The sequence below is a fragment of the Duganella sp. LjRoot269 genome, from assembly GCF_964254095.1.
GTDB classification, from domain to species: domain Bacteria; phylum Pseudomonadota; class Gammaproteobacteria; order Burkholderiales; family Burkholderiaceae_D; genus Rugamonas; species Rugamonas hordei.
In genome coordinates this window covers 2,522,325-2,535,311 of sequence record NZ_CAXUSL020000001.1, presented here as the reverse complement: position 1 = coordinate 2,535,311, position 12,987 = coordinate 2,522,325, and the positions used below count along the sequence as shown (strand labels likewise).

Below are 12,987 nucleotides of genomic sequence, written 5' to 3'. Positions count from 1 at the left end.
AGATCATGAGCATGCTGACGCCGGCGGCTGAACTGGCCGCCAGAAGCAAACCCTATCCCAACGACAGCGCCGCCTACCGCGCGGCGCGCACCGCCCTGCTGGCCGAGGAAATCGAACTGCGACGCCATATCGAGCGCGTTGCAGAGCAACGGCGCGCGCTGCCTGACGGCGGCGAGGCGCCCGACTACGATTTTCTCGACGAAAACGGCAAGACGGTGAAGCTGGCCGACATGTTCGGCAAGCACGACACGCTGGTCACGTATTTCTGGATGTACGGGCCGCAACGCGAGCACCCCTGTCCGATGTGCACGGCCTTTCTCGGCGCGCTCGACACGCCGGCGCGCGATATTGCGCAGCGCGTCGCGGTGGCGGTGCTGGGCCGTTCGCCCGTGTCGCGGCAGCTGGCCTTCGCCCGCGAACGCGGCTGGCGCAACCTGGCGTTCTACCAATGCGTCGGCGACAATTTTCCACGTGATTACCGAGGCCTGGGGCCGGACGGCAGCGAATGGCCGGCGCTCGACGTCTGGGTCAAGCGCGACGGCAAGGTGCGGCACTTCTGGGCCAGCGAGCTGGGCGGCACCGAAGATCCCGGCCAGGACCCGCGCGGCGCACCCGATCCGACGCCGCTGTGGAACATCCTCGACCTGACGCCGGCCGGACGCGGGACCGACTGGTATCCCAAGCTGTCCTACTAAACCGCGGCTAGCGGCCGAAGGTCATGCGCACCAGCAGCGCGTTGAAGTCCATGTCGGGGCGGGCCAGTGTCTGCTCCGCATATCCGCCGTCGCAGGAGGACCGGGTTTCGTCGTCCGGCACCTGCGACACTTTTTCTTTCAGTCCGGAGGCAAACAGTTCAAGCACGGCGCCCACCTGCGCCTCGGCCTCCGCATCCGACAGCCTGGGCCGGGAGGTGCGGATGTTACGCTCCAGCTGCGCCTTGTACAGCTGCCGCAGGATGACCAGCGCGTCGGCGTTCCTCGCCTTCCACTGCGCCATGGATGCGGCCAGCGCGCCGGCCGAATCAGGCGCCAGCGTCCGGCATCGCTCCAGCAAAGCCGCGTGATAGGAGTCGAAGTCGATCTGCGCCAACTGGATGCCGGTCGCCACATCCATCTGCTCCGCATCGGCCAGCAGGCAGCATGCCATCAGCAGCGCAGCGATACCGGCTTTTCTCATGTCAGTCCTGATGATGTTGCGCGGCCGTGCTGACCGTCTCGATCCGCGTGCCGCCGCGCGCGAGGCCATAGATCGCCGCGCCGATCTGCTCATAGCCGGCCTCGGCCTCCGTGCGCAGTTCAACGTCGGAAATATTCTGCTCGTGCAGCAGCGTGGCCAACTCGGCGGCCGAGCCGACTTCCCTCCCCAACACCGCGTAGCTTCCCTGCTTGACCCATACCACGGTCGGCCCGGGGCCGCGGCCCTGCTTCAACTGATCGAGCAACGACGCCAACGGCGCCATGCCCGCGTCATCGGCCGGCATGGCCTTCATCGGGTAGCCGCCGACATAGGTGAACGAGGCGGGCTTGAACAGCTGGACGCCATCCTTGATTTCCAGCGGCGACCACTTGGTTTCGGGACCTTGCGTCCGCACCAGGATCGCCGCCGCGCTGACCGGCAGCGTCGGCTTGCACCATTCGCCCAGGCGGGACTTGACGCTGAGCGTTGCGCCGGGGCCGTCGCCGACATAGGTCTGCTCTACCTTGATCCTGGCCTCCTGGCAGCCGCAATCGTTGGAGAAGGTCAGCCTGGGGCCGCGCATAGCGTTCAAGCCGGGGCAGCCCGGCGCGCCCGCCGGCGTCAACGTTATCGATTCGACGCGGCCGGAAACCAGCAATTCGTCAGCCGCCACCGGCCCGACAGCGCCGGCCAGCAAAACACACATCCATAAAGACCGCTTGTCCAGGACCATGGTGATTCCCAAAAAATTAGCTGAAAGCGGCGAAATCCACCGCGACATGCACTGCAATGACAGGAGGTGTTTTACAAAAACAGGGGGAACCTCAAGCAGCATCAAGCTCATACCTGATACTCCGCTGAGGTGAGGTATGGCTGAATATTTTCCATCATTCTGGCCACGTATTGGTCCTTCTCTCCGACCGGAGCGATGTAGTGCATGGCGCTGCGTGCGGCGTCCTCGCCCGCCAGGCGCGCGACTATCCACGAGGCCAAATACACTGACGCGAGACAACCGCCGGCGGTGGCGATATTCCCTTTCGCGTGAAACGGCTGGTTCAGCACTTCGGTGCCCGCCTCAAGCACCCATGGCTTGGTTGTCAGGTCGGTACAAACTGGAGCGCCGTCAAGGATGCCGAGCTTGGCCAGAATCAGCGCGCCGGAACACTGCGCCCCCAGCAGCTGCCGCGTCGGGTCCAGCTTAAGTTGAGCCAGGAAATTCTCGTCATCCGCCAGTGCCCGGGTTTTCACGCCACTGCCGACGATGACGGCATCCGCCGCGCAAGCTTCCTCGATGGCCGATTGGGCGAGAACTGTCACGCCATTCATCGACGTGACCGAAGGACTGGGGCAGGAAATCGTCACCCGCCAGTCTTCTCTCTTCACCCGATTCAGCAAGCCCAAGGCAATAAACGAATCAAGTTCATTGAATCCGTCAAATGTCAGTATCGCGATATGCATGATTTACAGCTCCTGGCCGAACATGATGCGATGGCCGTCGATGGTGCGAATGCCGAACTCCCGCATGCCCCACGGCTTGTCCGCCAGCGCCTGGGTGAATTCCGCTCCCGCCGACTGGTACTCCGCAAACAAGGCCGTGGCGTCCGAGACCGTCACATAGCCATACCAGGAATGGTCGCCGAGCTCCGACGGTGGCATGGCGTCTGTGCACTCGCCCAGCATCACGCGGAAGCTGCCGCGTGACAAGAAGGTCCAGCCTGGCGCCGTGAAGTCGATGGCCAGGCCGAGCACCGAGGTGTAGTAGTTCGTGGATTTCTCCAGATCCAGCACCGCAAGCGTGTATCGAACGTGGGTGAAGTCTGTCATGTGGCTCTCCGTATGGCCGCGCGCGAGCGGCGTCGACGGAAACTCTACCCCATCTGCCGGCCCAACGCAAAAAGGGAGGCGCGAGGCCTCCCTTTTTGCTTGCCGCTCCGACGCTTAGTTCTGCGTCAGGAAAGTCTTCAGCTTGTCCGAGCGCGATGGCTGGCGCAGCTTGCTCATCGCCTTCGCTTCGATCTGGCGGATACGCTCGCGGGTCACGTCGAACTGCTTGCCCACTTCTTCCAGCGTGTGGTCGTTCGACATTTCCACGCCATAGCGCATGCGCAGCACCTTGGCTTCGCGCGGGGTCAGCGAATCCAGCACTTCCTTGATGACGTTGCGCATCGACGCGTGCAGCGCCGCGTCCAGCGGCGCCAGCGTGGTGTTGTCTTCGATGAAGTCGCCCAGCTGCGAATCGCCGTCCTCGCCCATCGGCGTTTCCATCGAGATCGGCTCTTTGGCGATCTTCATGATTTCGCGGACTTTGTTTTCCGGCATTTCCATCTTGAGCGCCAGGGTCGCCAGGTCCGGCTCGCTGCCGGTTTCCTGCATGATCTGGCGCGAGATGCGGTTCATCTTGTTGATGGTCTCGATCATGTGCACCGGCACGCGGATGGTGCGCGCCATGTCGGCGATCGAACGGGTGATGGCCTGACGGATCCACCAGGTCGCATAGGTCGAGAACTTGTAGCCGCGACGGTATTCGAACTTGTCCACCGCCTTCAGCAGGCCGATGTTGCCTTCCTGGATCAGGTCGAGGAACTGCAGGCCGCGGTTGATGTACTTCTTGGCGATCGAGATCACCAGACGCAGGTTGGCGACCGTCATCTCACGCTTGGCCTGGCGCGCGCGTTTCTCGCCGGCGGCCATCTGCTTGTTGATCTTGCGCAGGTCGGCCAGCGGCAGCGCCACGCGCGCCTGCAGATCGATCATTTTCTTTTGCAGCTCTTTGACCGCAGGCACGTTGCGGCCCAGGATGGCGCTGTACGGATACGCGCTGTCGACTTCGCCGTCGACCCAGTCCAGGTCGCATTCATTGCCAGGGAAAACCTTGATGAAGTGGGCGCGCGGCATGCCGCATTTGTTCACGCACAGCTCCAGCACGGCGCGCTCGATGTGGCGCACTTCTTCCATCTGCCCGCGCAGCGTGTCGCACAGCTTCTCGACCACCTTGGCGGTGAAGCGGATGCCCAGCAGCTCGGCGGAAATCGCTTCCTGCGCCGCCACGTAAGCCTTGGAGCCGTAGCCGCCGGAAGCCTTGCGCATCTTGTCGTACTGGGTCGAGATGACGTCGAACTTTTCCAGCGCGGCTTTCTTCAGCTGCGCCAGTTGCTCGGTCGAGAAGCCGGCCGCGCCGCCATTGGCGTCGCCGTCTTCTTCCTCGACTTCCTCTTCCTCTTCTTCATCGTCGTCCGACGCGGCGGCAGGCGTAGCGGCCACGGCCGGCGTGTTGTTCGCTTCGTTCAGGTCGACGAAGCCGTCGACCACTTCGTCCACCTTCAGTTCGTCGGCTTCGATCTTGCGGGCCAGCGCGACGATCTCGGCGATCGTGGTCGGGCAGGCGGAGATGGCCTGGATCATGTCCTTCAGGCCGCCTTCGATGCGCTTGGCGATCTCGATCTCGCCTTCGCGGGTCAGCAGCGCCACGGCGCCCATTTCACGCATGTACATGCGGACCGGGTCGGTGGTGCGGCCGAAGTCGGAGTCGACCGTCGACAGCGCGGTCGCGGCGGCCGCTTCCACTTCGTCGTCCGAGGTGACGGTGGCCACGCTGTCGGTCAGCAGCAGCGATTCGGCATCCGGCGCGCGCTCGTAGATGGCGATGCCCATGTCGTTGAAGGTCGCGATGATGCCTTCGATCGCTTCCGGATCGACGATGTTTTCCGGCAGCTGGTCGTTGATCTCGGCGTAGGTCAGGAAGCCGCGCTCCTTGCCCATGTTGATCAGGTTCTTGATCTGGTTGCGGCGGCGCTCCAGGTCTTCGGCCGAGCTCTTCGGATCGACGCCCAGCAGGTCGGCGGCGCCGCCCTTGGCCTTGCGCTCGCGCGCCTTGGACACGGCCTTCAGTTCGGCGCGTTCGACCGCGTTCAGTGCCGCGACCTCGTCGTTTTCCGGCGTGAATTCGGACGGCTTGCGGCCGCGGCGGCCCGGTACCTTGACGCTCGGCAGCAGGTAGCCGGAGGTGTCGATCGACGCCAGCGTGGCGGCGTCGGTCACCTGGCTGACGGCCGGGCCGGCGGTCACGATGACGACCGGCGCGGGCTCGGCCTTGGCAGCCTTGACCAGCTTGGATTTCGGCGCGGCCTTGACCACCGCGGCCGGCGCGGCGATTTCCGCCACCGCTGCGGCGGCGGCGTTGGCCGCGGCGCTCTTGCGCGTGACCTTGACCGCCTTCACCGGTGCTTCGGCCGCATCGGCCTGCACCGCCACATGCGCCTCCGCCTGGGCCGCTTCGGCCGCGGCGCTCAGGCGCGTTTTCTTTTTGACTACCGTAACTTTGCTCGCTGCCTCTTGCGCATTATCGATCACATAAGATAGAGTCGTCTTTGGCACCACCAGCGGAGCGGAGTTGCTACGCGCGGTCTTGGCGGCCTTGACGGACAACGTTAAAGTTTTCGGCGTTTTTGTCATTAAAAATCTCTCAATGCGTATCCGCCAGAAAAATACAAAATGCCATAGCCAGCGCCGACCGTCACCGGTGCGCACAGATGGAAATGTTGTAATTTAGCTGACGATTATCTGCGGAATAAAAAAAGCCCGCATCGTAACAACGGGCTTGTTTCTCTTTTCAGTGAAGAATAGGGAGAGGGCAAAGTATGCCGTATAGCGAGACATCCGGATAATTTATAGTACCCATATCCGATATCTTAAAACCATATAACAAGGGCCAGGCAACGCCAAAACACCTTGTCAGACCGTCCAAATCGCATCCTGTACCAAACTGAACCGCACCGTCCTGCAAAGGTGCGTCAAGCATTATACATGTTTTGCGGTCCGGACGCACCTCCCCCGACCATCTGACGTGCGACACCAGTGTAGCCTTTTTGGCATGCTGGTTTAAAAGGCACTGCAATCCCGTAGTGCACATGATATGCTGACGCCTCTTGCTTAAACTATGAAGTCGATGAACACTAGCCTCACCCCTCAGCCGCCGGCAATCGAGCCTGCAGCCACCGCCGCGAATTCGGCGCCTGTCGCAGCCACTGTCGCGGCCCCTGCCGCACCGACTCCGCGCAGCTTGCTGAAACAATTACAAACCCAATTCCCGGCCTTCCGCGACTTCCTGCCTTTGTCGATCGGTATCGACAAGCAGATCCTCGCCGTGATGCCTGAACTGGATCGTAAAACCATGCGCACCGCGCTAGGCATCCACACCGGTTCGCTGCGCTACCTGAAAGTGATGGAAAAAGCCAAGGTGCGCCACGACCTGGACGGCACCCCCGGCGCCGAAGTCACCGACACCCACCGCGCCCACGCGACCCAGGTGCTGCAGGACCGCTTCAAGAAAGAAGCCGAGCGCAAGAAGGCCGAACGCGAAGCCGCCGCCGCCGAGGAAGCCGCCCGCGTGCGCGCCGACAAGCTGAACCAGCTGACCGCGAAGTTCTCGCGCAAGGGCTGAGTTGGATAGCCAGCAGCGCGCGGTACCGGCGGAGGCGGAGGCCGAGCTTCCGCCCTACGTCGGCATACGCATCGCCGACGTGCAGATGGTGAGCACCGCCGAGCAGGCCAGCGCCGCGCGCATCGCCCTGCTGGCCGCCGACGCCATCGGCTTCGACACCGAATCGAAGCCCACCTTCACCAAGGGCGAGACCTCCACCGGCCCGCACCTGATCCAGTTCTCCACCGACCACCAGGCCTGGCTGTTCCAGATCGGCGCCAGCACCAGCGCGCACACGCTGGAAGTGCTGACGGCGGTGCTGGAATCCGCGTTGCCGCTGAAGATAGGCTTCGGCCTGTCCGACGACGTCAAGCGCCTGCACGCCAAGCTGGCGATACGCGCGGCCGGCGTGGTCGACCTGTCGGTGGCCCTGCGCACGCCGGGCCAGCGCAACGACCTCGGCGCCAAGACCGCCGTGGCCAAGTTCTTCGGCCAGAAGCTGCAGAAGTCCAAGAAAATCTCCACCACCAACTGGGCCCTGCCGCGCCTGAACGAAAAGCAGATCCTGTACGCGGCCGACGACGCCCAGGTGGCCTTGCGCGTCTACCGCCACTGGCTCGCCGCCGGCAACAAGCTGCCGCCGATGAAAGCCGTCAAACTGCCCCGTCCGCCAAAAACAACTTAGACAATCTGTCCTCTGTCATTCCTTGCAACTCAGGTATATCCTTGTCAGGCAGCCATCGTCCCGGCCTGCCTCAACAAGGAATGGTATGACTACTTTTTCCACCATGCGACTGTGCGCGGCCCTGGCCCTGGCCGGCTGGTGCGCGCAGTCCCAGGCCGCCGCGCCCGCCACCTTGCCCGACACGCTGGAACAGCGCGTGGCCGCCTGCGTCGCCTGCCACTCGCTGAAAGAGCGCAGCGACGCCTTCTTCCCGCGCATCGCCGGCAAGCCGGCCGGCTACCTGTACAACCAGCTGGTGAACTTCCGCGAAGGCCGCCGCCATTACCCGATGATGACCTACATGGTCGACCATCTGCCTGACGCCTATCTGCGCGAGATCGCCGAGTACTTCTCAGCACAGCATCCGCCCTACCCGCCGGCGCAGGCCGGCAGCGGCGCCAGCGCCGATGCCGCCTCGCTGGCGCGCGGCCAGGCGCTGGTGCGACAAGGTGACCCGGCCAAGAAAATCCCCGCCTGCGCGGCCTGCCACGGCGACGCGCTGACCGGCGTGGCGCCCGCCATCCCGGGTCTGATCGGCCTGCCGAGCGACTACATCAACGCCCAGTTCGGCGCGTGGAAGAACAAGGTGCGCCGCGCCGCCGCGCCGGACTGCATGGCCGACATCGCCGGCAAACTGTCCGAGGCGGACGTGGCCGCCGTGTCCGGCTGGCTCAGCAAGCAGACGCCGGACGCCGCCGCCCGCCCTGCCACCAGCATCGCCATGCCGCTGCCGCTGAACTGCGGCAGCGTGCCGGCGCAATAAGGGACGATCATGAAGAAAATTATTTATATCGTTTCCGCGCTGATACTGGGCGGCCTGTTGCTGGTCATGTTCGGCAACCGCGACGACGCCGGCCCACAGCCTACCGTCACCGCCAAGCTGGCGCCGGCCGAACAGGTCGCGCGCGGCGCCTACCTGGCCAAGGCCGGCGACTGCATGGCCTGCCACACCACGCGCGGCGGCCAGCCCTACGCCGGCGGACGCGCGCTGCAGACGCCGTTCGGCAACGTGATCTCGCCCAACATCACCTCCGACGCGGCGACCGGCATCGGCAGCTGGAGCGCCGACGATTTCTGGCGCGCGCTGCACAACGGCAAATCGAAGGACGGCCGCCTGCTGTACCCGGCCTTCCCCTACACCAACTACACCCGCATCACGCGCGACGATGCCGATGCGCTGTATGCCTATTTCAAATCGGTGCCGGCGGTCAGCCAGGCCAGCCAGCCGCACCAGCTGCGCTTCCCGTACAACCAGCAGTTCATGCTGGCCGCGTGGCGCATGCTGTACTTCAAGCCGGCCGTGTTCCGCGAGGACAGCAAGCAATCGCTGGACTGGAACCGCGGCGCCTACCTGGTGCAGGGGCTGGGACATTGCAGCGCCTGCCACAGCGCGCGCAACACGCTGGGCGCATCCGAAGGCGAAAGCCTGTCGGGCGGCCTGATACCGGTGCTGGGCTGGTATGCGCCGTCGCTCAATTCCGGCGCCGAGGCCGGCCTGGGCGAATGGCTGCAGCCGCACATCGCCGCGCTGCTGAAGACCGGCGTGTCGCCGCGCGCGACGGTGTTCGGACCGATGGCCGAAGTGGTGCAGCAAAGCCTGCAATACCTGAGCGACGACGACATCAACGCGATGGCGGTCTATCTGAAGGCGCTGCCGGGCGACGGCAAGAAATCCGACTTCGAGCGCGACAAGGGTGCCGAGGCGGTCGCCTTCCTGGCCGCCGGCGCCAAGCTGTACGACAAGCACTGTGCCGACTGTCACGGCGCCGGTGGCGGCGGCCTGCCGCCGGGCTATCCGCCGCTGGGAGGCAATCGCGCGCTGACGATGGAACAGGCGGTCAATCCGATCCGCATCGTGCTCAACGGCGGCTTCGCGCCCGGCACGGAAGGCAATCCACGCCCGTACGGCATGCCGCCGTTCGGCCATGTGCTCAACGATGTGGAAGTGGCGCAGGTGGTGTCCTACCTGCGCAGCGCCTGGGGCAACAACGCCCCGCCGGTGACCGGCACCGACGTCAATCGCTACCGCGCGATACCGCTGGATTAAACCCCGGGGTCAGTGCTACCGATGCTATGGGATGTGCAGCGCCAGGGAACTGATGGAACAGCTGTAGCCCATGCGCTGGGAGACAAAGAAAATCACCCGCCCCTCGGTCTGGGACACGGCGCTGAACGCGCTGCCGACAAAGGGCGTTCCGGAGGCCGGCTCGCCGATGGCGGTCCGTGTGGTTTTCCCTTCCGGCATGGCGGCCAGCGGCTCGATGCGGCTGACGCCTCCCAGCTTGCGCATCATCGCGTCCAGCGCGTTTTGCGTCGCCGCGGCACCGGAGCCTGGTGCGCCCGGCAAATTGAAAAACCCGCTGGCTTTGAGCGCCGTCGCAGGATCTGCCAAGGTCGACAGGAAACGCTGGGCGCATAGACCGTCAACCGGCGCCGCCTGCGCGGCACCAACTGACCAAAGCAGCAAACATGGCGCGACAAAATATTTGAACATCACTGGGACTCCGCGAAGCCGATGCGGTCGGTGGTGGCGTTGCGCGCGTCTTCCACACTGACCTTGCCGTCGGCCAGCAAGGCGCGCAGCGAGGCGTTCATCGTGTGGCAGCCGTCGCCCGGCTTGTTTTCCATCCAGCCGCGCAGCGCCGACACCTGGCCGCCGGCGATCATGTTGAGCACGTCCGGATTGGAGGTCAGGCATTCGGTGGCCAGGTAGTAGCGGTCGCCGTCGACCGACGGCAGCAGCGCCTGGCACAGCACGCCGCGCAGCGCGTGCGCCAGCGCCTGCGACTGCGCCTCGCTGTTGCCCAGCAGCCGCAGCATCTTCTGCAAGCCCAGCTCGGTCGAGCGCGCGTGTAGCGAGGCCAGCACCAGCGGGCCGGATTCGGCCAGCGCCAGCGCTTCCTGCGCCGTCTGCGCGTCGCGGATCTCGCCGATGACGATCACGTCCGGCCGTTCGCGCAGCGCGTCGAGCGCGCCCAGGTAGAAGCTCTCGACGTCGCCGTCGAAACCCACCTCGCGCTGCGTGATCACACACTGGCGCTGTGGGATCAGCGTTTCCACCGGATCTTCAATCGTGATGATGTGGCCGGAGCGGTGCTTGTTGATCTCGTCCAGCATCGCCGCGATGGTGGTGGACTTGCCCTGGCAGGTGTCGCCGATGATCAGCACCAGCCCGCTGGTCAGTTTCGCGAAGTTCTGCTCGGCCTGGCGCAGGCCCAGCTTGCCCAGCGCCATCGGCTCTTTCGGGAAGCGGCGGATCACGCAGCCCAGGCGTTTCTTGCCCTGGAAGCTGAAGCAGTTGGCGCGGATGCGCGCCGTGTGCAGGTCGACCGCGCGGTCGAAGGCGCGGTCCTGGATCCGCTCGGCCCAGTTCGGCTCGACCACCTCGAAGAATTCCTGCAGCTCCTCGCGCGTGATCGGCGAATCGGTCACCGCCACCAGCCCTTTCGGCTGGCGCAGCAACAGCGGACTGTTCTGGTGGATCAGGATGTCGCTGAAGATCAGCTTGGAATTCAGCAAATGCAGGATCTGCTCGACCAGCGTGCCGAAGACCGGGTGGTCTTCGTTTTCGATGTAGGTCAGGGTGCGAATTTGCGACGACTGGTAATTTTCCATCTGTACTCTGATCTCCGTGGGGTCGGTTGAACGCCTCGGACGATTATAAGAGAAAAATTGCAGAGTCGAAACTTTTTCAGCTGCGTACCTTCGGGTATTTGAAGCCGGTGCGCAAGTCCATGCTGAAGCGCTGCTTGCCTTCGGTCACTACCACATGGTCGGGCGGCTCTTCGCCGGCCAGCGGACGGTAAAACACCGGCAAGCCCTCGCCCTTGCGGATCAGGTCGTCGCAGCGTTCATAGACATTCGGACAGCCGGTTTCGGCCAGCAGCGCCTGCACGATGGGGATTTTCCACGCCTCGACGCCGGCCGACTGGAACTGGCAGATCAGGTAGCCCTTGACGCCGCCCCAGCTGTCGACCAGCAGGCCGGACAAGCCATCCTCGTCGCCGCGCACCACCGGCACCAGGTCGTTGGGGCCGGCCGCGCGCACGCTGGCGGCGCGCTTGGCGATGGCGGCCTTCACGCGGCGCTTGATCATCGCATGGTCGACCGGCTCGTCTTCCTTGTAGGTCCAGATGCGGGCGCAGATTTGCGACTTGGCATTGTAGGCGGCGCGGCCAATGAACTGGCGCGACGAGGTCTGCACGGTGGCGGTCGCGCCGGGCTTGTTCTTTTCCTGCGGCTTGCCCTCGACTTTTTCAATCGCGGAGGCGTAAATCCAGGGGTCGCCGGCCAGGAGGCTCTTTTCCTTGCCCTGTTTGATGGTGATGATAAGCATGTGATTCCAGTATGACGTTGTAGCCCGAATGATACCTTATGCCGCCGCCCTGCCCGCCGCCTGTTCCTTCACTCATGCATTCTGCTCCGCCAAGGCTGCAATCCGTCGCAACCGGATGTCACGCCCCGGGGGAAGTCCGTAGTATCCAATCTCAAGAGCTGTCCGAACTTATTTGAGGAGAACCACATGTCCGCAACCATCCGCCGCATCCTGAGCCCATTGTTCCTGACCGCCGGCCTGCTGGCCGTCGCCGTGCCGGCGGGCGTGGCGCAGGCCGGTCCGCTGAGCTGGCTCCACGGCGAGCGCGTGCAGGGCAGCGGCAAGGTCACCAAGTCGAACCGCGACGTGGGGCACTTCACGGCGCTGGCCACCGCCGTCAGCGGCAACGTCGAGATCCGCATCGGCAATACCGAGAGCATCAGCGTCGAGACCGACGACAATCTGCAGGCCCTGATCGAGACCGTGGTGGAAAACGGCACGCTGCGCATCCGCCCGGCCAGGAAGGATATCAACCTGGAGGCGCATGTGATGAAGATCGTCGTGCAGGCGCGCTCGCTGGACAAGATCGCGGTGGCCGGTTCCGGTTCGGTGGAGGCCGACAAGCTGCGCGGCGAGAGCCTGAGTTTCGACGTCGGCGGTTCCGGCTCGATCAGCGTGCGCAGCGTGGAAAGCGAGTCGGTGGCGATCGCGCTGGGCGGCAGCGGCAACCTGAAGGCTGGCGGCAATGCCGAGCGGCTGCAGGTGTCGATCGGCGGTTCGGGACGGGTGCAGGCGGGCCAGTTGGCGGCGCGCGACGTGACGGTGAGCATCGGCGGTTCGGGACAGGCGACAGTGTGGGCCAAGCAGACGCTGAACCTGAGCGTGGCCGGCTCGGGCGACATCGCCTACTACGGCGATCCGCAGGTGACCAAGAGCGTGATGGGCTCGGGCAGCATCAAGCGCCTGGGTGGCTCGCCGCAGTAAGCAAGTCATCGGGAGTCTGGCCCCTGGCCAACTCCCGAGTCCAGACGCTAAGCTGGACGACATCTGCAGCATTGATTTTTTCGGAAATTTTATTAGTGATAGCGATGCCCCGCGCGCTTAACACATCCTGTAAAGCAAGCCGTTGCCCTTCCTTTCTCCCCTTCTGAATGGCCTCATATTCCAAAAGGTCTTCATATTTCTTGAATCGTTTGTCAAAGAGCATAGTCGGTCCCTCCTCAAAATCCATATTAGTCTCGCTAAATTCGTCCTGCAAGGTCGTCTGCAGCCAGCGAGTCAAGCTATCCCGAGCGGGAGCCATATCCGGCTTTTTCATGCGCTCAACAAACAGGCTTAATGCTTCACGCATCT

At 64.1% G+C, this 12,987-nt stretch carries 15 protein-coding genes; 6 read left to right on the top strand and 9 right to left on the bottom strand.

Annotated elements, in window-relative coordinates; all coding sequences use genetic code 11:
* Window positions 1-5 precede the first annotated feature (5 nt).
* On the top strand, window positions 6-695 hold the full coding sequence (locus ACSQ3S_RS11400) for a DUF899 family protein (protein WP_436142422.1): 690 nt from the start codon (window positions 6-8) through the stop codon (window positions 693-695).
* Window positions 696-702: 7 nt separating this feature from the next.
* Here the strand turns inward: ACSQ3S_RS11400 and ACSQ3S_RS11395 are convergent, their stop codons facing one another.
* From ACSQ3S_RS11395 to rpoD, 5 genes are all read right to left on the bottom strand, one after another.
* Window positions 703-1,176 (bottom strand): hypothetical protein, encoded by a 474-nt coding sequence (locus ACSQ3S_RS11395; RefSeq protein ID WP_436142421.1) that lies wholly within the window; start codon window positions 1,174-1,176, stop codon window positions 703-705.
* 1 nt (window position 1,177) lies between these two features.
* Complete coding sequence (locus ACSQ3S_RS11390) at window positions 1,178-1,873, bottom strand: hypothetical protein (RefSeq protein WP_436142420.1); 696 nt, start codon at window positions 1,871-1,873, stop codon at window positions 1,178-1,180.
* Window positions 1,874-2,016: 143 nt separating this feature from the next.
* Complete coding sequence (locus tag ACSQ3S_RS11385) at window positions 2,017-2,634, bottom strand: DJ-1/PfpI family protein (protein WP_436142419.1); 618 nt, start codon at window positions 2,632-2,634, stop codon at window positions 2,017-2,019.
* A gap of 3 nt (window positions 2,635-2,637) precedes the next feature.
* Window positions 2,638-3,000 carry a VOC family protein gene (locus ACSQ3S_RS11380; protein WP_176653697.1) on the bottom strand — a complete coding sequence of 121 codons (363 nt, stop codon included), beginning with the start codon at window positions 2,998-3,000 and terminating at the stop codon, window positions 2,638-2,640.
* A 114-nt stretch (window positions 3,001-3,114) separates the two neighbouring features.
* Window positions 3,115-5,628 (bottom strand): RNA polymerase sigma factor RpoD, encoded by a 2,514-nt coding sequence (rpoD, locus tag ACSQ3S_RS11375; protein WP_436142418.1) that lies wholly within the window; start codon window positions 5,626-5,628, stop codon window positions 3,115-3,117.
* 484 nt (window positions 5,629-6,112) lie between these two features.
* Here rpoD and ACSQ3S_RS11370 point away from each other — a divergent pair, with 484 nt between their 5' ends.
* The 4 genes from ACSQ3S_RS11370 to ACSQ3S_RS11355 all read left to right on the top strand — a co-directional run bounded on the left by ACSQ3S_RS11370 (window position 6,113) and on the right by ACSQ3S_RS11355 (window position 9,366).
* A complete protein-coding gene (locus tag ACSQ3S_RS11370; protein ID WP_176653695.1) occupies window positions 6,113-6,616 on the top strand; it encodes a ProQ/FINO family protein in 504 nt (167 codons plus the stop codon).
* 85 nt (window positions 6,617-6,701) lie between these two features.
* Window positions 6,702-7,280 carry a 3'-5' exonuclease gene (locus ACSQ3S_RS11365; RefSeq protein ID WP_353402626.1) on the top strand — a complete coding sequence of 193 codons (579 nt, stop codon included), beginning with the start codon at window positions 6,702-6,704 and terminating at the stop codon, window positions 7,278-7,280.
* A gap of 85 nt (window positions 7,281-7,365) precedes the next feature.
* Window positions 7,366-8,082 (top strand): c-type cytochrome, encoded by a 717-nt coding sequence (locus ACSQ3S_RS11360; RefSeq protein ID WP_436142417.1) that lies wholly within the window; start codon window positions 7,366-7,368, stop codon window positions 8,080-8,082.
* 9 nt (window positions 8,083-8,091) lie between these two features.
* Window positions 8,092-9,366 (top strand): c-type cytochrome, encoded by a 1,275-nt coding sequence (locus ACSQ3S_RS11355; protein WP_436142416.1) that lies wholly within the window; start codon window positions 8,092-8,094, stop codon window positions 9,364-9,366.
* Window positions 9,367-9,390: 24 nt separating this feature from the next.
* On the opposite strand, the gene ACSQ3S_RS11350 is transcribed toward ACSQ3S_RS11355, so the two are convergent.
* The 3 genes from ACSQ3S_RS11350 to ACSQ3S_RS11340 all read right to left on the bottom strand — a co-directional run bounded on the left by ACSQ3S_RS11350 (window position 9,391) and on the right by ACSQ3S_RS11340 (window position 11,655).
* On the bottom strand, window positions 9,391-9,813 hold the full coding sequence (locus ACSQ3S_RS11350) for a hypothetical protein (RefSeq protein WP_436142415.1): 423 nt from the start codon (window positions 9,811-9,813) through the stop codon (window positions 9,391-9,393).
* Window positions 9,813-10,934, bottom strand: coding sequence for a type IV pilus twitching motility protein PilT (locus ACSQ3S_RS11345; RefSeq protein WP_436142414.1), 1,122 nt, complete (start codon window positions 10,932-10,934; stop codon window positions 9,813-9,815). The genes ACSQ3S_RS11350 and ACSQ3S_RS11345 overlap by 1 nt, the downstream gene beginning before the upstream one ends.
* A gap of 76 nt (window positions 10,935-11,010) precedes the next feature.
* The gene (locus ACSQ3S_RS11340) at window positions 11,011-11,655 is read right to left on the bottom strand and encodes an SAM-dependent methyltransferase (protein ID WP_176653690.1); all 645 of its coding nucleotides are present in this window, start codon (window positions 11,653-11,655) and stop codon (window positions 11,011-11,013) included.
* 186 nt (window positions 11,656-11,841) lie between these two features.
* Between ACSQ3S_RS11340 and ACSQ3S_RS11335 the strand changes: the two genes are divergently transcribed.
* Window positions 11,842-12,618 carry a head GIN domain-containing protein gene (locus ACSQ3S_RS11335; RefSeq protein ID WP_413448139.1) on the top strand — a complete coding sequence of 259 codons (777 nt, stop codon included), beginning with the start codon at window positions 11,842-11,844 and terminating at the stop codon, window positions 12,616-12,618.
* On the opposite strand, the gene ACSQ3S_RS11330 is transcribed toward ACSQ3S_RS11335, so the two are convergent.
* A complete protein-coding gene (locus tag ACSQ3S_RS11330) occupies window positions 12,590-12,985 on the bottom strand; it encodes a hypothetical protein (protein ID WP_436142413.1) in 396 nt (131 codons plus the stop codon). The genes ACSQ3S_RS11335 and ACSQ3S_RS11330 overlap by 29 nt on opposite strands.
* Window positions 12,986-12,987 lie beyond the last annotated feature (2 nt).

Coding starts and splice junctions, on each gene's coding strand:
- ACSQ3S_RS11400 (WP_436142422.1), top strand. CDS start 6: ATGAGCATGCTGACGCCGGCGGCTGAACTGGCCGCCAGAAGCAAACCC.
- ACSQ3S_RS11395 (WP_436142421.1), bottom strand. CDS start 1,176: ATGAGAAAAGCCGGTATCGCTGCGCTGCTGATGGCATGCTGCCTGCTG.
- ACSQ3S_RS11385 (WP_436142419.1), bottom strand. CDS start 2,634: ATGCATATCGCGATACTGACATTTGACGGATTCAATGAACTTGATTCG.
- ACSQ3S_RS11380 (WP_176653697.1), bottom strand. CDS start 3,000: ATGACAGACTTCACCCACGTTCGATACACGCTTGCGGTGCTGGATCTG.
- rpoD (WP_436142418.1), bottom strand. CDS start 5,628: ATGACAAAAACGCCGAAAACTTTAACGTTGTCCGTCAAGGCCGCCAAG.
- ACSQ3S_RS11370 (WP_176653695.1), top strand. CDS start 6,113: ATGAAGTCGATGAACACTAGCCTCACCCCTCAGCCGCCGGCAATCGAG.
- ACSQ3S_RS11365 (WP_353402626.1), top strand. CDS start 6,702: ATGGTGAGCACCGCCGAGCAGGCCAGCGCCGCGCGCATCGCCCTGCTG.
- ACSQ3S_RS11360 (WP_436142417.1), top strand. CDS start 7,366: ATGACTACTTTTTCCACCATGCGACTGTGCGCGGCCCTGGCCCTGGCC.
- ACSQ3S_RS11355 (WP_436142416.1), top strand. CDS start 8,092: ATGAAGAAAATTATTTATATCGTTTCCGCGCTGATACTGGGCGGCCTG.
- ACSQ3S_RS11350 (WP_436142415.1), bottom strand. CDS start 9,813: ATGTTCAAATATTTTGTCGCGCCATGTTTGCTGCTTTGGTCAGTTGGT.
- ACSQ3S_RS11345 (WP_436142414.1), bottom strand. CDS start 10,934: ATGGAAAATTACCAGTCGTCGCAAATTCGCACCCTGACCTACATCGAA.
- ACSQ3S_RS11340 (WP_176653690.1), bottom strand. CDS start 11,655: ATGCTTATCATCACCATCAAACAGGGCAAGGAAAAGAGCCTCCTGGCC.
- ACSQ3S_RS11335 (WP_413448139.1), top strand. CDS start 11,842: ATGTCCGCAACCATCCGCCGCATCCTGAGCCCATTGTTCCTGACCGCC.
- ACSQ3S_RS11330 (WP_436142413.1), bottom strand. CDS start 12,985: ATGCGTGAAGCATTAAGCCTGTTTGTTGAGCGCATGAAAAAGCCGGAT.